Annotated in this window: 19 protein-coding genes and 1 pseudogene; 14 read left to right on the top strand and 6 right to left on the bottom strand. The window is 71.9% G+C overall.

Translation table 11 applies throughout. The features are described from left to right. Positions 1-2: 2 nt before the first annotated feature. Positions 3-506, bottom strand: coding sequence for a GbsR/MarR family transcriptional regulator (locus O7598_RS28285; protein WP_269694251.1), 504 nt, complete (start codon positions 504-506; stop codon positions 3-5). A gap of 74 nt (positions 507-580) precedes the next feature. Here O7598_RS28285 and O7598_RS28280 point away from each other — a divergent pair, with 74 nt between their 5' ends. Both O7598_RS28280 and O7598_RS28275 read left to right on the top strand, forming a co-directional pair. Continuing rightward, positions 581-1483: an ABC transporter ATP-binding protein gene (locus tag O7598_RS28280; protein ID WP_269694250.1), complete on the top strand. Its 903-nt coding sequence runs from the start codon at positions 581-583 to the stop codon at positions 1481-1483. Further along, positions 1480-3072, top strand: coding sequence for an ABC transporter permease (locus O7598_RS28275; RefSeq protein ID WP_269694249.1), 1593 nt, complete (start codon positions 1480-1482; stop codon positions 3070-3072). The genes O7598_RS28280 and O7598_RS28275 overlap by 4 nt, the downstream gene beginning before the upstream one ends. Before the next feature lie 113 nt (positions 3073-3185). On the opposite strand, the gene O7598_RS28270 is transcribed toward O7598_RS28275, so the two are convergent. After that, the gene (locus O7598_RS28270) at positions 3186-3503 is read right to left on the bottom strand and encodes an STAS domain-containing protein (protein WP_091062954.1); all 318 of its coding nucleotides are present in this window, start codon (positions 3501-3503) and stop codon (positions 3186-3188) included. Between the two features lie 148 nt (positions 3504-3651). Here O7598_RS28270 and hemL point away from each other — a divergent pair, with 148 nt between their 5' ends. From hemL to ccsB, 6 genes are read left to right on the top strand one after another with little or no spacing between them, the layout of a single operon-like run. Next, positions 3652-4989: a glutamate-1-semialdehyde 2,1-aminomutase gene (gene hemL / locus O7598_RS28265; protein WP_269694248.1), complete on the top strand. Its 1338-nt coding sequence runs from the start codon at positions 3652-3654 to the stop codon at positions 4987-4989. A 2-nt stretch (positions 4990-4991) separates the two neighbouring features. Next, positions 4992-5639, top strand: coding sequence for a histidine phosphatase family protein (locus O7598_RS28260; RefSeq protein WP_091062951.1), 648 nt, complete (start codon positions 4992-4994; stop codon positions 5637-5639). Beyond that, on the top strand, positions 5639-6214 hold the full coding sequence (locus O7598_RS28255; RefSeq protein ID WP_269694247.1) for a TlpA family protein disulfide reductase: 576 nt from the start codon (positions 5639-5641) through the stop codon (positions 6212-6214). The genes O7598_RS28260 and O7598_RS28255 overlap by 1 nt, the downstream gene beginning before the upstream one ends. Then, positions 6214-7068, top strand: a complete 855-nt coding sequence (locus O7598_RS28250; RefSeq protein WP_269694246.1) for a cytochrome c biogenesis CcdA family protein — start codon at positions 6214-6216, stop codon at positions 7066-7068. The genes O7598_RS28255 and O7598_RS28250 overlap by 1 nt, the downstream gene beginning before the upstream one ends. Further along, entirely contained in the window at positions 7068-8687 is a 1620-nt protein-coding gene (gene resB, locus O7598_RS28245; protein ID WP_269694245.1) for a cytochrome c biogenesis protein ResB, read from the top strand. Before O7598_RS28250 ends, resB begins: the two co-directional genes overlap by 1 nt. Then, entirely contained in the window at positions 8687-9661 is a 975-nt protein-coding gene (gene ccsB / locus O7598_RS28240; RefSeq protein WP_269694244.1) for a c-type cytochrome biogenesis protein CcsB, read from the top strand. Before resB ends, ccsB begins: the two co-directional genes overlap by 1 nt. A gap of 47 nt (positions 9662-9708) precedes the next feature. On the opposite strand, the gene O7598_RS28235 is transcribed toward ccsB, so the two are convergent. Then, a complete protein-coding gene (locus O7598_RS28235) occupies positions 9709-11073 on the bottom strand; it encodes a CBM96 family carbohydrate-binding protein (protein WP_269694243.1) in 1365 nt (454 codons plus the stop codon). Between the two features lie 157 nt (positions 11074-11230). Further along, positions 11231-11428, bottom strand: a complete 198-nt coding sequence (locus tag O7598_RS28230; RefSeq protein WP_269694242.1) for a hypothetical protein — start codon at positions 11426-11428, stop codon at positions 11231-11233. Between the two features lie 109 nt (positions 11429-11537). On the opposite strand from O7598_RS28230, the gene O7598_RS28225 reads away from it, so the two are divergent. Continuing rightward, a complete protein-coding gene (locus O7598_RS28225; RefSeq protein WP_269694241.1) occupies positions 11538-12737 on the top strand; it encodes a pectate lyase in 1200 nt (399 codons plus the stop codon). A gap of 57 nt (positions 12738-12794) precedes the next feature. Here O7598_RS28225 and O7598_RS28220 read toward each other — a convergent pair whose 3' ends face one another. Next, positions 12795-13265: a MarR family winged helix-turn-helix transcriptional regulator gene (locus O7598_RS28220; RefSeq protein ID WP_269694240.1), complete on the bottom strand. Its 471-nt coding sequence runs from the start codon at positions 13263-13265 to the stop codon at positions 12795-12797. A 63-nt stretch (positions 13266-13328) separates the two neighbouring features. Between O7598_RS28220 and O7598_RS28215 the strand changes: the two genes are divergently transcribed. Then, on the top strand, positions 13329-13883 hold the full coding sequence (locus O7598_RS28215) for a carboxymuconolactone decarboxylase family protein (protein WP_269694239.1): 555 nt from the start codon (positions 13329-13331) through the stop codon (positions 13881-13883). A gap of 8 nt (positions 13884-13891) precedes the next feature. Here O7598_RS28215 and O7598_RS28210 read toward each other — a convergent pair whose 3' ends face one another. Continuing rightward, positions 13892-14761 carry an alpha/beta fold hydrolase gene (locus O7598_RS28210; protein ID WP_269694238.1) on the bottom strand — a complete coding sequence of 290 codons (870 nt, stop codon included), beginning with the start codon at positions 14759-14761 and terminating at the stop codon, positions 13892-13894. A gap of 289 nt (positions 14762-15050) precedes the next feature. Between O7598_RS28210 and O7598_RS28205 the strand changes: the two are divergent. From O7598_RS28205 to mqnP, 4 genes and pseudogenes are all read left to right on the top strand, one after another. After that, a pseudogene (locus O7598_RS28205) lies at positions 15051-15167 on the top strand (DUF397 domain-containing protein); the annotation flags it as partial. A gap of 23 nt (positions 15168-15190) precedes the next feature. Continuing rightward, positions 15191-15823, top strand: a complete 633-nt coding sequence (locus O7598_RS28200; protein WP_269694237.1) for a GNAT family N-acetyltransferase — start codon at positions 15191-15193, stop codon at positions 15821-15823. A 113-nt stretch (positions 15824-15936) separates the two neighbouring features. After that, positions 15937-17397, top strand: a complete 1461-nt coding sequence (locus O7598_RS28195; protein WP_269694236.1) for a menaquinone biosynthesis decarboxylase — start codon at positions 15937-15939, stop codon at positions 17395-17397. Continuing rightward, the gene (gene mqnP, locus O7598_RS28190) at positions 17394-18296 is read left to right on the top strand and encodes a menaquinone biosynthesis prenyltransferase MqnP (RefSeq protein WP_269694235.1); all 903 of its coding nucleotides are present in this window, start codon (positions 17394-17396) and stop codon (positions 18294-18296) included. The genes O7598_RS28195 and mqnP overlap by 4 nt, the downstream gene beginning before the upstream one ends. Position 18297 lies beyond the last annotated feature (1 nt).

Genomic DNA, 18297 nt, shown 5'->3' with positions numbered 1-18297 from the left:
GCTCAGTCGCCGGCCGGGCGTGCGTGCCCGGTCGCGGCCCGCCGGGCCCGCCAGCGGTCGCCGAGGGATTCCAACTCCTCCTGTACGAAGAGGAAGAAGTCCCGCATCTCGGCGACCCGCTCACCGGCCGGGGTGCTCCGGCCGCGCAGCGCCTCGACGCCGCCGCCGGCGATGTCGATGAAGTTCTTGTAGAGGTTGGTCTTGGTGATGGTGGCCTCGTACCAGGGGTTGTCCGGCATCCGGTAGCGGTCGCGCCGGGAGCCCTTGACCGGCTCGCGGACCAGCATGGCGAACTGGGTGAGGTAGCGCACCGCGCCGGACACGGCCGCCGCGCTGACGCCCAGCCGCTCGCCGATCTCGCCGGCGGTGAGCGGGTCGTCGGCGCTCATCACGGCGAACAGGACCCGGGCGGCCATCCGGGGGAAGCCCACGTCGGCGAAGGCCATCGCCATCCGCTCGACGAAGAGGTGGACCTCCTCCTCGTCGCGCCGGCTCGGCTCGGTCATGGTCGGCTCCTCGACACTCACCCCGTGACCCTACAGTCTTCACAAATTTATGAAACGAGCGTAACTTCCGAAGTATGGAAATGGCAATTGACGTGTCCGGCCTGGTGAAGACGTTCGGCCGCACCCGCGCGCTCGACGGACTCGACCTCACCGTGCGCACCGGCGAGGTGCACGGCTTCCTGGGCCCCAACGGCTCCGGCAAGTCCACCACCATCCGGGTGCTGCTCGGTCTACTGCGGGCGGACGCGGGGGCCGTCCGACTGCTCGGCGGCGACCCCTGGCGGGACGCCGTCGCCCTGCACCGCCGGCTCGCCTACGTGCCCGGCGACGTCACGCTCTGGCCCAACCTCAGCGGCGGCGAGGTGATCGACCTGCTCGGCCGGCTGCGCGGCGGGCTCGACCCGAGACGCCGCGCCGAGCTGCTGGAGTCGTTCGAACTGGACCCGCGCAAGAAGGGCCGCACCTACTCCAAGGGCAACCGGCAGAAGGTCGGCCTGGTCGCCGCGCTCGCCTCCGACGTCGAACTGCTCATCCTCGACGAGCCGACCTCCGGGCTCGACCCGCTGATGGAGGAGGTCTTCCAGCACTGGGTCCGACGGGCCCGCCAGGACGGCCGCACGGTGCTGCTCTCCAGCCACATCCTGGCCGAGGTGGAGGCGCTCTGCGACCGGGTGACGATCATCCGCGCCGGCCGGGCGGTCGAGTCCGGCACCCTCGGCGACCTGCGCCACCTGCACCGCACCGCGATCGACGCCGAGGTGACCGCGCCGCTCGACGGGCTGGCCGACCTGCCCGGCGTGCACGACCTGCGGGTGGACGGGCACCGGGTGCGCTTCGACGTGGACGCCGCCGCGCTCGACGCCGCGCTGCGCCGCCTCACCGAGCTGGGCGTACGCAGCCTGGTCAGCACGCCGCCGACGCTGGAGGAGCTGTTCCTGCGGCACTACGAGGCGGTTCCGGAAGAGGTGCTCTCGTGAGCACGCTCACCGGGACCCGGCACCTGGTCCGGCTGAACCTGCGCCGGGACCGCGTCCTGCTGCCGATCTGGGTGCTGATCCTCGCCGTGCTGCCGGTCTCCTACGCCGCGAGCTTCTTCGAGCTGTTCCCCACCGCCGCCGAGCGGGCCGCGTACACCGAGGGGACCGCCCGCAACCCGTCCATCGTCGCGCTGCTCGGCCCGGTCTACGGCGACAGCGTCGGCGCGCTGACCGCCCAGCGCAGCGGCTTCCTGCTGGTGATCGTGGCGCTGGCCAGCCTGCTCACGGTGATCCGGCACACCCGCACCGAGGAGGAGGCCGGCCGGCGGGAACTGCTCGGCGGCAGCGTGCTGGGCCGGCACGCCGGCCTGACCGCCGCGCTGCTCGTCACGTACGCGGCCGACCTGGTGCTCGGGCTGCTCACCGCGGCCGGGCTGCACGCCACCGGCCTGCCGGCCGCCGGCTCCTACGCGTACGGCCTCGTCGCCGCGCTGACCGGGATGGTCTTCGCCACGCTCGGCGGCCTGGCCGCACAGCTCACCGAGACCGCCGGCGGGGCACGGGGGATCGGCATCGCCGGCCTCGGTGCCGCGTTCGCGTTGCGCCTGGTGGGCGACACCGCCGGCAACGACTGGCCGAGCTGGCTCTCCCCGCTGGGCTGGGCGGCGCGGGTCCGGCCGTACGAGGGGGAGCGGTGGTGGGTGCCGCTGCTGCCGCTGGCCGCCACGGTGCTGCTCGCGGCGGTCGCGTACCCGGTCTCGGTCCGTCGCGACCTGGGCGCCGGCGTGCTGCCGCCCCGGCTCGGCCCGGCCACCGCCGGTGGTGCCCTGGCCGGCCCGTTCGGCCTGGCCTGGCGGCTGCACCGGGGGCAGATCCTGTGGTGGTCGGTCGGGTTCGGCCTGCTCGGGCTGATCCTCGGCGGCGCCGCCGAGGCGGCCGGCCGCTCGGTCGAGGGCAACGCGCAGCTGGAGCAGATCATGGCCCGGATCGGTGGGGCCTCCGGGCTGGCCGACGCCTACCTGGGCGCCACGCTGAGCCTGGCCGGGCTGGCCGCGGCCGGGTACGGCATCCAGGCCGCGCTGCGGATGCGCGCCGAGGAGTCCGCCGGCCGGGCGGAGCCGGTGCTCGCCACCGGCACGCACCGCTCGACCTGGCTGCTCTCACACGTGGCATTCGCGCTGCTCGGCCCGGTCGTGGTGCTCGCCGTGACCGGCCTGGCCACCGGCCTGACCTACGGGTTCAGCGTGGGCGACGTGCCCCGGCAGGTGGGTCGGATGCTCGGCGCGGGCCTGGCCCAGACGCCGGCCGCCTGGGTGCTGGCCGGGCTCGCCGTGCTGCTCCACGGCCTGCTGCCCCGGTTCGCGTCGGCCGCCTGGGCGGTGCTGGCGGTCTGCGTGCTGCTCGGTCAGCTCGGCGCGGTGCTGGAACTCGACCAGTGGTTGCTGGACCTGTCCCCGTTCACGCACACCCCCCAGGTGCTGCGCGACGCGTGGAGCGCGACCCCGCTGTTCCTGCTGACCGCCCTGGCCGCCGCCCTGACCGCCGCCGGCCTGCTCACCTTCCGCCGCCGCGACATCCCCGTCCTCTGACGCCCATCCCCGTCGATCTTGCACTTTCCGCCCCGGCAAAGGCGACAAAAGGTCCATAGCGAGGGCCGAAAGTGCAAGATCGCGGGGGAGGTGGGGAGGTGGGGAGGGCGGGGTCAGCGGATCATCAGGGCGCTGCGGAGGCCGGTGATGTCGAGGACGCGGATCAGGAAATCGCCGACGTTGCTCAGCATCAGCACGCACTGCATGTGACTGGCCTTGCGACTGAGCACGACGAGCGTGCCGAGGCCCTGGGAGTCGCAGAAGGTGACGCCGCCGAGGTCGAGCACGATGCGCGGCGGCGGGTCGGCCAGCACCTCGTTGACCACCGTGGAGAGCTGGGCGGCCGTGAGCATGTCGATCTCACCGGCCAGGCGAAGCACGGCTTCGTCACCCGTCCGGTGCACGGTGATGGACAGTTCGGCACGATCCACCCGGTCAGCCTATCGCGATCTCGACGAACGGGCCTGTCGAGCGGGCCGGGGCCGGCGCACCCACCGGCCCGACGAGGGGTGAGCCGGGTTACCCCGGTTGCGGGGTGGCTGCCGACGGGCCGGTCGGCGCTGACACAATGGCGGCATCGTGACCGAGACCCTTTCCGCCGGATCCGGCCGCTACCCGGCCGATGCTCCGGCCTCCGAGGCCCTGTTCGACCGCGCCAAGGCCCTCGTGCCCGGCGGGGTGAACTCCCCCGTGCGCGCGTTCCGTGCCGTCGGCGGCACCCCGCGCTTCATGGTCCGGGGGGAGGGTCCCTGGCTCTTCGACGCCGACGGCCGCCGCTACGTCGACCTGGTCTGCTCCTGGGGGCCGCTGATCCTCGGCCACGCCCACCCGGCCGTGGTGGAGGCGCTGCGCGAGGCCGCTGCGCTGGGCACCAGCTTCGGCACGCCCACCCCCGGCGAGGTCGACCTGGCCGAGGAGATCGTCGCGCGTACGCCGGTGGAGCAGGTGCGCCTGGTCAACTCCGGCACCGAGGCGACCATGTCGGCGATCCGGCTGGCCCGCGGCTTCACCGGCCGCGCCAAGATCATCAAGTTCGCCGGTTGCTACCACGGCCACTCGGACGCGCTGCTCGCCGCCGCCGGCTCCGGCGTGGCCACATTCGGCCTGCCCGACTCGCCCGGCGTGACCGGTGCGGCGGCCGGCGACACCATCGTGCTGCCCTACAACGACCTGCGCGCGGTCGAGGCGGCGTTCGCCGCCGAGGGGCCAAACCTCGCCGCGATCATCACCGAGGCGGCGGCCGGCAACATGGGCGTGATCGCGCCCCGGGACGGTTTCAACGCCGACCTCGCCCGGATCGCGCACGCGCACGGCGCGCTGCTCATCGTCGACGAGGTGATGACCGGGTTCCGGGTCTCCCGCGCCGGCTGGCACGGCCTCGATCCCTCCGACGCCGACCTGTGGACGTACGGGAAGGTCATGGGTGGCGGGCTGCCCGCCGCGGCGTTCGGTGGGCGCGCGGAGATCATGGCGAGACTGGCCCCGGCCGGCCCGGTCTACCAGGCCGGCACGCTCTCCGGGAACCCGCTGGCCTGCGCGGCCGGGCTGGCCACGCTGCGGCTGGCCGACGACGCGCTCTACCGGCGACTCGACGAGACGTCCGCCGCGCTGGGCAAGCTCGTCACCGAGGAGCTGTCCACGGCCGGCGTGCCGCACCGCCTCTCCACCGCGGGCAACATGTTCTCGGTCTTCTTCACCGACGCCGACGTGCGCGACTACGACAGCGCCCGCACCCAGCAGGTGCCGGCGTTCAAGGCGTTCTTCCACGCGATGCTCGCCGCCGGCGTCTACCTGCCGCCGAGCGCGTTCGAGTCGTGGTTCGTCTCCGCGGCGATCGACGACGCCGCGTGGGAGCAGATCGCCGCCGCCCTTCCGGTGGCGGCGCGGGCGGCGGCAGCGGCCGGACACGGGGGGTAACTATGGCGGAGACGGTGGTGCACGTGCTGCGGCACGGCGAGGTGTACAACCCGGACGGCATCCTCTACGGCCGCCTGCCCGGGTTCCGTCTCTCCGAGCTGGGCGTGCAGATGGCCAAGGCGGCCGCCCAGGCGCTCGCCGAACGCACCGTCGTGCACGTGGTGGCCAGCCCGCTGGAACGCGCCCAGCAGACCGCCGAGCCGATCGCCGCGCAGTTCGGCCTCTCCGTCGGCGTCGACGAGCGGCTGATCGAGAGCGCGAACTGGTTCGAGGGCAAGAAGGTCTCGCCGGGCGACGGCTCGTTCCGCGACCCGCGCAACTGGTGGGTGCTGCGTGACCCGGTCACCCCGTCCTGGGGCGAGGCCTACCAGGTGATCGCCGAGCGGATGTTCGCCGCGCTGCACGCCGCCCGGGTCGCCGCCGAGGGGCGCGAGGCGGTGCTGGTGTCGCACCAACTCCCGATCTGGACGCTGCGCCGGCACGTCGAGCGCAAGCGGCTCTGGCACGACCCGCGCCGCCGCCAGTGCGGCCTGGCCAGCCTCACCTCGTTCCACTTCGACGGCGCCAAGATCGCCGGCATCGGCTACTCCGAGCCGGCGGCCCACCTGATCGCGATCTCGCCGACCGCCCGGACGGCCAAGGGGGCCTGATGCTCACCCGGAGGCTCGCCGCCGCCCTCCTCGCCGCCGTCACCGCCGGTACGGCGCTGGCCGGCTGCACCTCCGGCAGTGAGGAGAGCCGGTGCGCCGCCGACGGTCTCACCGTCACCTGCGCGCCGGATCAGCGGTCCACCACACCCAAGGTGAGCGGTGAGCTGCTCACCGGCGGCAGCTACGACATCGCCCGCGACCGTGGCCAGGTCGTCGTGGTCAACTTCTGGGGCTCCTGGTGCGCGCCCTGCCGGGCCGAGGTGGACGACCTGGAGGCCACCTACCAGGCCACCAAGGGCGACGGCGTGACGTTCCTCGGCATCAACGTGCAGGACAGCCGGGACAAGGCGATCGCCTTCGAGGAGGGCCGGGTCACCTATCCCAGCCTCTTCGACCCGTCCGGCCGGCAGGGGCTGAACTTCGACATCCCGCCGAACTCCACCCCGGCGACCGTGGTGCTCGACCGGGACGGCCGGGTCGCCGTGGTGATCCGCCGTGCGGTGACCCAGGACGAGCTGCGGCCGATCGTGGAGAAGATCGCCGCCGAGAAACCGGCGCCGAACGGCTCCCGCTGATGGGTGAGACGTTCGCCCGACTCGCCTCGTCCGGGCCGTTGCTGTTCGCGGTGGGCGCGGCGGCGCTGGCCGGCCTGGTGAGCTTCCTCTCCCCGTGCGTGCTCCCCCTGATGCCCGGCTACCTGTCGTACGTGACCGGCCTGGCCGGCGCCGACCTTGAGGGTGCAAGGAAGGGCCCCCGCTTAACGCCTCCGGTAGAGGAGGGGCCCCCTGTTAACAGCGGCGGCGGCGTGGGCGTCGCGGAGCGGGAGGCGCCGGCGCGGACCACCGCCGCGGTGAAGGGGCGGGTGCTCGCCGGCACGCTGCTCTTCATCGCCGGCTTCACCGCCGTCTTCGTGTCCACCGCGATCCTCTTCTCCAGCGTCGGGCGGCTCTTCTTCCGGTACGAGCGCACGCTGGAGATCGTCATCGGCGCGCTGGTGGTGGTGCTCGGGCTCGGCTACCTCGGCGTGATCCCCGGCATGCAGCGCGAGTTCCGCATCCGCTGGCTGCCGTCGGCCGGGCTGCTCGGCGCGCCCGTACTCGGTGCGGTCTTCGCGCTCAGCTGGCTGCCGTGCACCGGTCCCACGCTCGGCGCGGTGCTCGGCCTGGCGGCCACCGAGGGCAGCGCCGGCCGGGCCGTGGTGCTCGCCGTGGCGTACTGCCTCGGGCTGGGGCTACCCTTCGTCGTCTTCGGGCTGGGCTTCCAGCGCCTGCTCGGGGTGTTCCGCGCCGTCCGGCGCAACAGCCGCTGGGTCACCCGCGTCGGCGGCGCCCTGCTGATCCTGATCGGCCTGGCGCTCGTCACCGGCGGCTGGCAGAACGTGGTGATCTGGTTGCAGACGCACGTGGGCGTGGGCGAGGTGAGCATCTGATGACGACCGTGGACGACCGGCCGACCACCCCACCGGCCGAGGCGCCCCGACGCCGGGTCAACCCGGCGTTGGCCCTGCTGCGCAACTCGTGGCGGCAGCTCACCAGCATGCGTACCGCGCTGATCCTGCTGTTCCTGCTCGCGGTCGCCGCCATCCCCGGCTCGGTGCTGCCGCAGCGCGGGGTCAACCCGGAGAAGGTCGACCAGTGGTTCGTCGACCACCCGGACCTGGCGCCCCGGCTGGACCAGATCGGCGCGTTCGCGGTCTTCGGCTCGGTCTGGTTCTCCGCGATCTACCTGCTGCTGTTCACCTCCCTGATCGGCTGCATCCTGCCCCGTACCCGGGATCACGTCCGGGCGCTGCGGATGCGTCCGCCGGCCGCGCCGAAGCGGCTGGATCGGCTGCCGCAGCACGCCGCGCTGGAGGCCCCGGCCGCCGCCGACCCGGAGGCGATCGCCGCGGTGCTGCGCCGCCGCCGGTGGCGGGTCACCGTCCGGGGCAACGAGGTCTCCGCCGAGAAGGGCTACCTCAAGGAGACCGGCAACCTGCTGTTCCACACATCGCTGATCGCCGTCCTGCTCGGCGTCGCGGCCGGTTCCTGGTACGGCTGGCACGGCAACCGGATCCTGGTCGCCGGCGCGGACAACGCGTTCTGCAACACCCGTCAGCAGTACGCCGAGGCGTCGCTCGGCCCGCGCGTGGACAGCGCCGACCTGCCGCCGTTCTGCCTCACGCTGGAGAAGTTCGAGGCCGACTACCTCGACTCCGGGCAGGCGTCCCGGTTCTGGGCCACGGTGAGCGTGGACTCGCCGGGCGACACGCCCCGGACCGCCGGCTTCTCGGTCAACTCGCCGTTGCGGCTCGACGGCGCCAACGTCTACCTGCTCGGCAACGGCTACGCGCCGGTGCTGAAGTACACCGACCGCTACGGCAAGAGCCAGACCAGCGACGACCCGTTCCTGCGCACCGGCGACCCGAACGCGACCGAGGAGGGCGTGGCCCTCTTCCCGGACGCGAACGTCGACCCGAAGACCGGCAGGCGGGCCGCGGACCAGCAGGTCGCCTTCGACGGGCTCTACCTGCCCACCGTCGGGGACCAGCCGCCGTACGTCGCGTCGCAGTTCCCGGCCGAGCGGAACCCGGCGCTGAACCTGACCGCCTACCGGGGCAACCTCGGGCTCGACGCCGGCATCCCCGGCTCGGTCTACCAGCTCGACCAGCGGCAGGTCGACAACGGCAAGCTCAAGCAGGTCGGCACGAAGCTGCTCCGGCCCGGTGAGAAGTGGAACCTGGACGACGGCAGCACGCTGGAGTTCGTCGGCACCCGGCCGTACGTGACCCTCGCCGTGCGGCACGCACCCGGGCAGACGCTCCTGCTGGTGGCCAGCGGCACGCTGTTGCTGGGCCTGATGGGCTCGCTGTTCGCCCGCCGCCGCCGGGTCTGGTTCCGGGTTTCGCCCCCCGAGGGTGGATCTCCGACGAGCGGTAGTAGCTTGGTGGAGGCCGGTGGGCTGCCGCGCACCGAGCATCCAGGGTTCGCCGACGAGTTCGCGCAGCTCGTCGCCGCGGTCAGCGGCGACGCGCCGAACCGGCGGCGGGCGCGAGAAGGAGACGAGTGATGTCCGCACTCTCCGACCAGCTGGTCACGTTCGCGATCCTGACGTACCTGGTCGCGATGATCAGCCACGCCGTGGAGTTCGCGCTGGGCAACGCCCGGACGGCGGCGGTCGCGGCCCCGGCCCGGGAGCTGGTCGGCGCGGGCGTCGGCGGCGCCGGCGGCTCGGTCGACGAGCCGGCCACCCCGACAGTGCGGGAACGGCCCGACCGCTCCACCGGGCGGGCCGTGCTCGCCGGGCGGATCGCCGCCTGGCTCACCGTGCTGGGCGCCGCGCTGCACCTGGGCGCCGTGGTCACCCGGGGCATCGCCGCGGAGCGGATGCCCTGGGGCAACATGTACGAGTTCGTGCTGACGGTCACCTGGATCGGGGCGGCCGCCTGGCTCGTGGTGCTCTGGAAGCAGCCGTCGCTGCGCCGGCTCGGCCTGTTCCTGACCCTCGTCATGGTGCTGCTGCTCGCGTTCGCCGAGCTGAAGCTCTACGTGCAGGTCGTGCCGCTGATGCCGGCGCTGCAGTCGTACTGGTTCATCATCCACGTGTCGACGATCATCTTCTCCTCCGGCATCTTCCTGCTGGGCGTGGTGCCCGCTGCCGCCTACCTGATGCGGGCCGGTTGGGAGCAGGGGCGACGCAGCTTCCCGTACACCCTGGCCCGCCGGCTGCCGGCGGCGGCCGGCCTGGAGCGGCTGACCTTCACGCTGCACGCCTTCGCCTTCCCGATCTTCACGTTCGCGGTGATCGCCGGGGCGATCTGGGCCGAGGCCGCCTGGGGCCGCGCCTGGGGTTGGGACCCGAAGGAGACCTGGGCGTTCATCTCCTGGGTGGTCTACGCGGGCTACCTGCACGCCCGGGCCACGCCGAGCGTGAGGCGCAACGTGGCCACCTGGATCGCGGTGGTGGGCTTCCTGACCGTGCTGATGAACCTGTTCGGGGTCAACTTCTTCTTCACCGGCCTGCACTCGTACGCCGGCGTCTGAGCCGGCCCCGGCCGGCGGAACGGTTCCGCCGGCCGGTCCCTCAGCGGTCAGTGGCAGGTGCCCGTGCCGGAGTCGGTGAACGTCTTGCCGGCCACCGGGAGGAACTGCCAGGAGTAGGCGTTCGTGGAGAGCGTCAGCTTGAGCACACCGAACGTGGTGCCGTTCTTGACCTGGCTGTTGGCGGCGGGTTCGGGGAACGACGCCTGGAGCGGGCGACCACCGGTGCCCACCACGAACTCCCGGATGCCCCGGTCCGGCTCGGCGACGCCGGACGGGTTCTGCGGGGCGAACCGCTCGTACTGGTGGTTGTGGCCGTTGATGACGATTTCCGCGCCGGCGTCGTAGAGCGCCTGGAACAGCGGTCGGACCGCCGAGGACTCACGGCCGCCGGAGCTGAACAGCGGATGATGATATTGCGCCAGGGTGCAGCGGTTGGGGTGCGCCGCGAGGTCGGCGCGTAGCCACTTCTCCTGCGCCGAGCCGGCCTGGCAGCCACCGACGCGGGAGCAGTTGGTGTTGAGCACGACGATGTGCCAGCCGGCCTTGTCGAAGGAGTAGTAGCCCTTCCCGGGTGGCAGCACCGGCCCGAAGTAGTCGAAGGTCGGCTTCGCCGTCGCCGACGTGATGTAGTCGTGGTTGCCGAGGATCGGCTTGGTGCGGTCCTTGAACTGGCCCCAGGTCGGGCCGTAGCAGTCGGCGAGCTGTTGGGCGGTGCCGCTGTCGGTCAGGTCGCCGCCGGCCATCACGGTGCCGGGTTCGCGGGCGATGATCTGCGCGGTCTGTGCGGCGCCGGTGGTGCTGCACGCGGAGATGTCACCGGCGTTGAGCAGCACGTTGTCGCCGGTGAGCGGCGGGCCGGTGGTGATGATCAGCATCGGGGCGTAGGTGCCGGACTCCCGGCTGTCGTAGAACGCGCCGTCGGCATTGGTGGAGGAGAGCGCGAACGCGACCAGACCGTTGCCGGTGACGGCGCTGGTGACGTCCAGCTCGTACCAGGTGTTGCTCCGCACGGTGCCGAGCGAGCCGAGCGGGGCGCCGACGGACGCCGGCCGGTTGGCGTAGGTCAGCGTGCTCTCCGACCAGGCGGTGCCGGCCTGCTGCGCGGTGCCGCCGTTCGGGCTGGGGGCGTTGGTGGCGTTCTGGACGTGCAGCCGCAGGCGGGCGGTGGAGACCGGGTCGGTCAGCCGCGTGACGTTGAACTGGAGGTACGAGATCCGGGTCGGGGCGGCGCCGACCCGGAGCGAGTCGGCGCCGTTGAAGTTCGCGTTCGGGTTGGACGAGCTGACGTAGCTGTCCTGGGTGGCGGCGAACGGGAAGGTGGTGGTGGCGGCCGATGCCGGTGGCGCGACGGTGAGCAGCGCCGCGGTGAGCGTCAGGGCGGTCAGCCCGGCGTGGAGAGCGTGCCGTCTCATGGGATCTCCGTTCCGGCGGCCTCGCGCTCGTGCCGTCGGGGCAGACCGTGCCGCCTCGTTGCGGAAGCCCAGTGCACGCAACGGGGCGTGACCGAATCGTCACGCGGCCGTTCTGGTCGCGTGACGCTGTCCGCGGGAGTAGGCGCGCCCGGTCGACTCAGCCCGTGGTGGCGCCGCTCAGCACCTCGTCCACGCGCCTGGTGATCTGGTAGGCCACCTCGGGCAGGTCGGCCAGGTCGAGGTGGTCGGCCCGCAGCGCGAACTGGGCGTGCAGCTCGCGGGCCACCGCGTCGCGGATCTTCTGCTGGAGCGGGCTGAGACCGTCGGGATCGCCCACCACGTACGCGTCGTCCATCCGTCCATGATGACGGAAGGTGTGTCCTTGCCGTTTCATTGATGTGTGTCTATGGTTAACTGAAAGCGCTTTCTCACCCATCGTACGCACGCTCGAAAGGTGAAACCGGATGAGACCCAAAGTCGCCACGCGGTGGCTGACCGGCGGTGCCACTGCGGTCGCGGGTGCCGTCGTCGCGCTGGCGTTGCAGATTCCCAGCGCCTCGGCCGCCACGAACCTGAGCCTCGGCGCCGGCGCCGACGGCTCCAGCAAGGCCAGTGGCACCAGCTACGGCAACGTCATCGACGGCAACGCCGGCACCTACTGGTCGCCGAGCGGCTCGACCGGCACGATCTCCGTCAAGTGGGGCAGCGCCACCACGGTGTCCTCGGCCGTCATCGTGCAGGCCTCGGGCGGCGGCTCGATCAGCGGCTGGCAGCTCAAGAACTTCGACACCGGCTCCGTCCTGGCCAGCGGCGGCAGCGCCCCGAGCACCATCACCTTCTCCTCCACGTCGCTGAAGAAGATCTCCTTCGTCATCACCAGCGCGTCCGGCACCCCGCGGATCGCCGAGTTCGAGACGTACTCCGGCGGCGGGTCGACCCCGACCAGCGGGCCGACCGGCGGCCCGACGTCCGGCCCGACCGGCAACCCGGGCACGCCGACCGGTGCCTGGCCGTCGTCGGCCGGCTCGGTGAACATCTCGAGCACGGTCAACGTCTCCGGCACCTTCGACGGCGGGATGAAGACCTACTGCTGCATGGGCGACGGTGGGCAGGGCGAGTCGCAGGACCCGATGTTCAAGATCGCCAACGGTGGCACGCTGCAGAACGTGATCCTCGGTTCGCCCGCCGGAGACGGCGTGCACTGCGAGGGCACCTGCACGCTGCGCAACGTGTGGTGGAACGACATCGGTGAAGACGCCGCCACCTTCAAGCAGACCAACGGCGGCACGTCGTACGTCATCGGCGGCGGCGCACGCAGCGGCAGCGACAAGACCTTCCAGCACAACGGCAACGGCACGGTCAACATCTCCGGCTTCTACCTCAAGGGGACCGGCAAGCTGTACCGCGCCTGCGGCAACTGCTCCACCTCGTACACCCGCCACGTGCGAATCGACAACGTGCTCGTCGACGACATCGACATGCTCGCCGGGATCAACAGCAACTGGAACGACACCGCGACGATCACCCGCGTGGTCGTGGTCGGCTCGGCCGTCATCTGCGGCAAGTACAAGGGTGTGGCCAAGGGCAGCGAACCCAGCTACCTCGGTGAGGGCTGGAACGACGCCAACTGCAAGGTCAACAGAAGCGACGTCATCTTCCGGTAGTTGTGTTCACCGAAGGGGCACCCACCGCCCGGTGGGTGCCCCTTCGGCGGCTGAGGCTCACCCGCCGAACCAGCCGGGGACGTCGAGGCGGAAAACGTCGGCCGGGACCATCCGGCGCAGGTCGTCCTCGATGGCCGCGACCCGGCCGGCGCCGAGCGTGGCCGCCCAGCGGTCGCGTAGCTCGTCGAAGACGATCGCGGAGCGGTGCAGCCCGTCATGGCCCCGGGCGGTCATCCGGACCAACTTGCGGCGCGCGTCGGCGGGGTCGTCCACGCGTTCCAGGTAGCCGAGCGCGACCAGCCGGTCCACCGTCTTCCCGGCGGCCTGCTTCGAGACGCCGAGGCGTTGCCCGAGGTCGGAGGCGGTGGTGCCGGCCGGGCCGACGGCCTGGAGGACGAAGCCGTGCGCGGGGCGCAGCTCGGTGTGCCCGTGTCGGGCCAGCTCGGCGTGCAGGTCGTCGATGAGCGTGCGGAAGCCGGCCAGCAGCAGCAGCGGCAGCGCGAAGCCGGGGCGGTCAGGCGTTGCCATGTTCGACAACCACGTTTACTATTTGGTCAACCACGTTGACTATCTTAGGAGAGGGGACGCGAGATGTCCCGCTTCACCGCGTACGACCCGGAGACCGCGCCCGCCGCCGCGCGGCCCGTCATGGCCGGCGTCCACCGCAAGCTGGGTCACCTGCCCGCCGCGGTCGGCCTGATGGCCGGCTCACCCGAACTGCTCAAGGGCTTCCTCGCCGCGAACGCCGCCTTCGAGGCCACCGACCTCGACCCGGTCGCCCGGGAAGTGGTCGTCCTCACCGTGGCCACCCGCAACGGATGCCACCTCTGCGTGGCCATGCACACCGCGACGCTCACCCGGCACGGCGCCGCCCCCGCACTGATCGACGCGCTGCGGGCCGGCGAGATGCTGCCCGTGCCCCGACTGGAGGCGCTACGCCGGTTCACCGTCGCCGTGCTCGACCAGCGAGGCGCGGTCGGAGAACCCGAGCTGGACGCGTTCCTCGCCGCCGGCTGGCAACCACGGCACGCGCTCGACGTCGTGCTCGGCGTCGGCACGTACACCATCTCCACGTTCGCGAACCGGCTCACCGCCGCGCCGCTCGACGAGCCTCTCCAGGAGTACGCCTGGACGCCGACTTCCTGAGCCGGGCCTCAGCGCAGGAACGGCAGCAGAAGGGCGGCGAGCTTCGCCGGCTGCTCCTCGAAGAGCCAGTGCCCGCAGTCCTCGACCACCGCACCGGTCACCGAGTCGGCATAGCGGCGGACCTGCTCCGCCACCTGCCCGCCCAGGCTGGCCTGCGCGCCGACGGCGAGCACCGGCATCGGCAGCTTCGTGCCCCGGTACGCCGCGTTGTCCGCGACGTCCTGTCCGAACGCCCGGAAATAGCTGAAGCTGGCCCGCAGGTGCGCCTCGTCGCGCAGGTGGCCCGCGTACTCCTCGATGTCGTCCGGGGTCAGGCTGCCCTTGTTCACCATGATCGAGTCGGTGAACCGGTCGACCCAGAGCTCCTCCCGGCCGGCGACGAGCTGTTCGGGCAGGCCGTTCGGGACGTTGAAGAAACCGAAGTTCCACACCGCCGGACCAGCTTCGGTCAGCGCGGGGATCGCGTAGATGCTCTCGTCGGGGATCGGCGCCTCGCTGAGCACCAGCCGGGCGACGGAGTCGGGACGGGCCGCGGCGTAGGCGTACGCGACCATGGTGCCGAGGTCGTGGCCGACCAGCCGGATCTCCTCGGCCAGGCCGAGGTCGGTCAGCAGCCGGTGCAGGTCGGCGGCGACCGTCTTCTTGTCGTACCCGCCGGGCGGGGCGTCGCTGTCGCCGAAGCCGCGCAGGTCCGGGGCGATCACCTCGTACGACCGCGCCAGCTCCGGCAGCAGGTGCCGCCACATGCGCCAGCACTGGGGGTAGCCGTGCAGCAGTACCAGCGCGGGCCCCCGGCCGCCTCGGACGTAGTTCCAGGCCACCTCGCCGACCTGTGCCCGCTGCTCGGTGAACCCCGCCGGCACCCGTTCGCCACCCATGCGGCCGACTACCCGCCCGGCCTCCGTCCATGCGGCCGGGGTATTGAGCGGGGGATCGGGGAGAAGCCACCGCAGCTCGTCGCGGTGCTGGACGAGCATGTGCTGCGGCTGGTCGAGCTGGTCAACGAGCGTCCCCGCGCCCGACTCCAGATCGTGCCCGCCTCGGTCGGCGCATATCCCGGTGTCGCCGGGCCTTCGTGCTGGCTACGCTTCCCACCGGCGAGTCGATCGAGAGGGAGGCGCTGCCGCCCCGGCAGTCGCTGGAGCTGTTGACGGAGGTGGCGGAGACATGGCGGACCTGACCGGCGCCCAAGGGCGAACCAGCATCCGGAGCAGCACCAACGGCGGCGACTGCGTCGAGGTGGCCGACAACCTGCCGGGCGTGGTCGCCGTACGCGACAGCCGGCGCTGATCCGCCCGGAAGAAACCATGCCATTTCCCCTGACCCACACCGCTCCCGTTCTCGAAGGCCGCCTCGTCCGGCTGGAGCCACTGCATCACCGGCACGCCGCCGACCTCGCCGCGGCGGCCGAGGAGGACCGAACCTCGTACCGGTTCACGTGGGTGCCCACCGCGGCCGAGGTCGGCGACTACATCGACGCGCAGCTGACCCGGGCTGCGCAGGGGACCTTGTTGCCGTACGCACAGGTGGCGACGGCAAGCGGGCGTGCCGTGGGCGCGACCGCGTACTGGGATCCCCGGCTCTGGCCCGACCGCGACGCGCTGTGCGCGGTCGAGGTGGGCTTCACCTGGCTGGCGGCCTCGGCGCAACGCACCGGGCTGAACACCGAAGCGAAACTGCTGCTCTTCGCCAACGCGTTCGAGGCGTGGAACGTGGCACGCGTCGACCTCAAGACCGACGCTCGCAATACGATCTCCCGTAACGCGATCGAGCGCACTGGTGCGCGGTTCGAAGGTGTCCTCCGACGCTGGTCGCGATCGTGGGCGCCCGGCGAAGCGGGGCTGCTGCGGGACTCGGCCATGTACTCCATCACCGATTCGGAGTGGCCGACCTGCCGGGTCTCACTGGAGGCGCGGCTCGCGAGGACCATGAATCGCTGACCGGTGAATCTCGGCCCGCCCAGTGGGTGCGTTAACAAGGGGCCCCGCCTCTACCGAATGCGTTAACAAGGGGCCCCGCCTTGCATCTCAGGGGGGTGGGGGAGGATGGGGGTATGGAGCGTGGGTTCCCGTACGACGATCTCAAGGACTTCCTCGCGGCGCTGGAACGCGCCGGTGAGCTGCGGCGGGTGAGCGTCCCGGTCGACCCCACGCTGGAGATGAGCGAGGTGGTCACCCGCACGGTCCGCGCCGGCGGCCCGGCCCTGCTCTTCGAGCGGCCCACCCGGGGCGAGATGCCGGTCGCGGTCAACCTGTTCGGCACCGAGAAGCGGATGGCCATGGCGCTCGGCGTCGAGCGGCTCGACGAGATCGGCGAGCGGATCGGCGAGATGCTCAAGCCGGAGCTACCGCAGGGCTTCGCCGGCATGATGGGCGGGCTCGGCAAGGTCATGCAGCTCAAGTCCATGCCGCCGAAGAAGGTGCGGACCGCCCCCTGCCAGCAGGTGGTCTACCGCGGTGACGACGTCGACCTGAACCGGCTGCCCGGGCTCCAGGTCTGGCCGGGCGACGGCGGGATCTTCCACAACTTCGGGCTGACCCACACCAAGCACCCGGAGACCGGCAAGCGCAACCTCGGCCTCTACCGGCTCCAGCAGCACGGCCGCAACACGCTCGGCATGCACTGGCAGATCCACAAGAACTCCACCGCGCACCACGCGGTCGCCGAGCGGCTCGGCCAGCGGCTGCCGGTGGCGGTCGCCATCGGCGCCGACCCGGCGGTCGCGTACGCCGCCAGCGCGCCGCTCCCCGCCGACATCGACGAATACCTGTTCGCCGGCTTCCTGCGCGGCGAGCGGGTCGAGATGGTCGACTGCCTGACCGTCCCGTTGCAGGTGCCGGCGCACGCCCAGATCGTGCTGGAGGGCTACCTGGAGCCGGGTGAGCGGCTGCCCGAGGGGCCGTTCGGGGACCACACCGGCTTCTACACGCCGGTCGAGCCGTTCCCGGTGCTGCACATCGAGGCCATGACCACGCAGCGTGACCCGGTCTACCACTCGATCGTCACGTCCCAGCCGCCGCAGGAGGACCACGGCCTCGGCAAGGCCACCGAGCGGATCTTCGCGCCGCTGCTGCGCTTCCTGATCCCGGACATCGTCGACTACGACCTGCCCGCCGCCGGCGTCTTCCACAACTGCGCCATCGTGTCGATCCGCAAGCGCTACCCGAAGCACGCGCAGAAGGTGATGAACGCGATCTGGGGCGCGCACATGATGTCGCTGACCAAGCTGATCGTGATCGTCGACGAGGACTGCGACGTGCACGACTACAACGAGGTCGCGTTCCGCGCCTTCGGCAACGTCGACTACGCCCGCGACCTGCTTCTCACCGAGGGCCCGGTGGACCACCTGGACCACGCCTCGTACCAGCAGTTCTGGGGCGGCAAGGCCGGCGTGGACGCCACCCGCAAGCTGCCCACCGAGGGCTACACCCGAGGCTGGCCGGAGGAGATGCGGATGTCTCCCGAGGTGGTCTCCCTGGTCGACAAGCGCTGGCAGGAGTACGGAATCCGATGACCGCGGTGGCGGAGCGGCCCGGCCGGGTCACGTCCTTCCTCAAGCTCGTCGCGATCGAGCACTCGGTGTTCGCGCTGCCGTTCGCGTACCTGTCGGCGTTGACCGCCATGCAGGTGAACGGCGGGCGGGTGCGCTGGGGCGACCTGCTGCTGATCACCGTGGCGATGGTCGGCGCGCGGACGTTCGCGATGGCCGCCAACCGGATCCTGGACCGGCGGATCGACGCCCGGAACCCGCGTACCGCGAACCGGGAACTGGTCACCGGGGCGGTGAGCGTGCGCACGGCCTGGACCGGCGCGGCCGTCGCGCTCGTGGTCTTCCTGGCCGCCGCCGCCCTGCTCAACCCGCTCTGCCTCGCGCTCGCCCCGCTGGCCGTGGTGCCGCTGGTGGTCTACCCGTACGGCAAGCGGTTCACCGACTGGCCGCACGCCATCCTCGCGGTCGCCCAGGCGGTCGGCCCGGTCGGCGCCTGGCTGGCGGTCACCGGCACGTTCGCCGGCTCCGGCCCGGCGTGGCTGCTCGGCGCCGCGGTCGGCCTCTGGATCGGCGGCTTCGACCTGATCTACGCCTGTCAGGACTCGGAGATCGACCGGGAGATCGGCGTGCGCAGCGTCCCGGCCCGCTACGGCCGGCGCTTCGCGCTGCACGCCTCCACGGCCGCGCACATGGTGACGTTCGCGCTGTTCATCTGGTTCGGCGTGCTGGTCGGCTTCGGCTGGCTCTGGTGGATCGGGCTGGCGCTCACCGCGGTCGCCTTCGCCTACCAGCACCTGGTGGTCAGCCCCACCGACCTGAGCAAGGTCAACCGGGCGTTCTTCACCGCCAACGGGTTCGTCGGCATCGCGTTGTTCCTGCTCGCCCTGCTCGACCTGGTGGTCCGGCTCGGCCTGCGACCCTAGA

The sequence above is a fragment of the Micromonospora sp. WMMC241 genome, from assembly GCF_027460165.1.
GTDB classification, from domain to species: domain Bacteria; phylum Actinomycetota; class Actinomycetes; order Mycobacteriales; family Micromonosporaceae; genus Micromonospora; species Micromonospora humi.
The sequence above is the reverse complement of the archived record's forward strand: the minus strand, read 5'-3'. Positions and strand labels throughout refer to the sequence as shown.

Bases quoted from the DNA above. Each gene is read 5' to 3' on its own strand.
- O7598_RS28200 (WP_269694237.1), top strand. From the start codon at position 15,191: ATGCCATTTCCCCTGACCCACACCGCTCCCGTTCTCGAAGGCCGCCTC.
- resB (WP_269694245.1), top strand. From the start codon at position 7,068: ATGACGACCGTGGACGACCGGCCGACCACCCCACCGGCCGAGGCGCCC.
- O7598_RS28285 (WP_269694251.1), bottom strand. From the start codon at position 506: ATGACCGAGCCGAGCCGGCGCGACGAGGAGGAGGTCCACCTCTTCGTC.
- O7598_RS28220 (WP_269694240.1), bottom strand. From the start codon at position 13,265: ATGGCAACGCCTGACCGCCCCGGCTTCGCGCTGCCGCTGCTGCTGCTG.
- O7598_RS28235 (WP_269694243.1), bottom strand. From the start codon at position 11,073: ATGAGACGGCACGCTCTCCACGCCGGGCTGACCGCCCTGACGCTCACC.
- O7598_RS28210 (WP_269694238.1), bottom strand. From the start codon at position 14,761: ATGGGTGGCGAACGGGTGCCGGCGGGGTTCACCGAGCAGCGGGCACAG.
- O7598_RS28280 (WP_269694250.1), top strand. From the start codon at position 581: ATGGAAATGGCAATTGACGTGTCCGGCCTGGTGAAGACGTTCGGCCGC.
- O7598_RS28225 (WP_269694241.1), top strand. From the start codon at position 11,538: ATGAGACCCAAAGTCGCCACGCGGTGGCTGACCGGCGGTGCCACTGCG.
- ccsB (WP_269694244.1), top strand. From the start codon at position 8,687: ATGTCCGCACTCTCCGACCAGCTGGTCACGTTCGCGATCCTGACGTAC.
- O7598_RS28250 (WP_269694246.1), top strand. From the start codon at position 6,214: ATGGGTGAGACGTTCGCCCGACTCGCCTCGTCCGGGCCGTTGCTGTTC.
- O7598_RS28260 (WP_091062951.1), top strand. From the start codon at position 4,992: ATGGCGGAGACGGTGGTGCACGTGCTGCGGCACGGCGAGGTGTACAAC.
- O7598_RS28255 (WP_269694247.1), top strand. From the start codon at position 5,639: ATGCTCACCCGGAGGCTCGCCGCCGCCCTCCTCGCCGCCGTCACCGCC.
- O7598_RS28230 (WP_269694242.1), bottom strand. From the start codon at position 11,428: ATGGACGACGCGTACGTGGTGGGCGATCCCGACGGTCTCAGCCCGCTC.
- mqnP (WP_269694235.1), top strand. From the start codon at position 17,394: ATGACCGCGGTGGCGGAGCGGCCCGGCCGGGTCACGTCCTTCCTCAAG.
- O7598_RS28195 (WP_269694236.1), top strand. From the start codon at position 15,937: ATGGAGCGTGGGTTCCCGTACGACGATCTCAAGGACTTCCTCGCGGCG.
- O7598_RS28215 (WP_269694239.1), top strand. From the start codon at position 13,329: ATGTCCCGCTTCACCGCGTACGACCCGGAGACCGCGCCCGCCGCCGCG.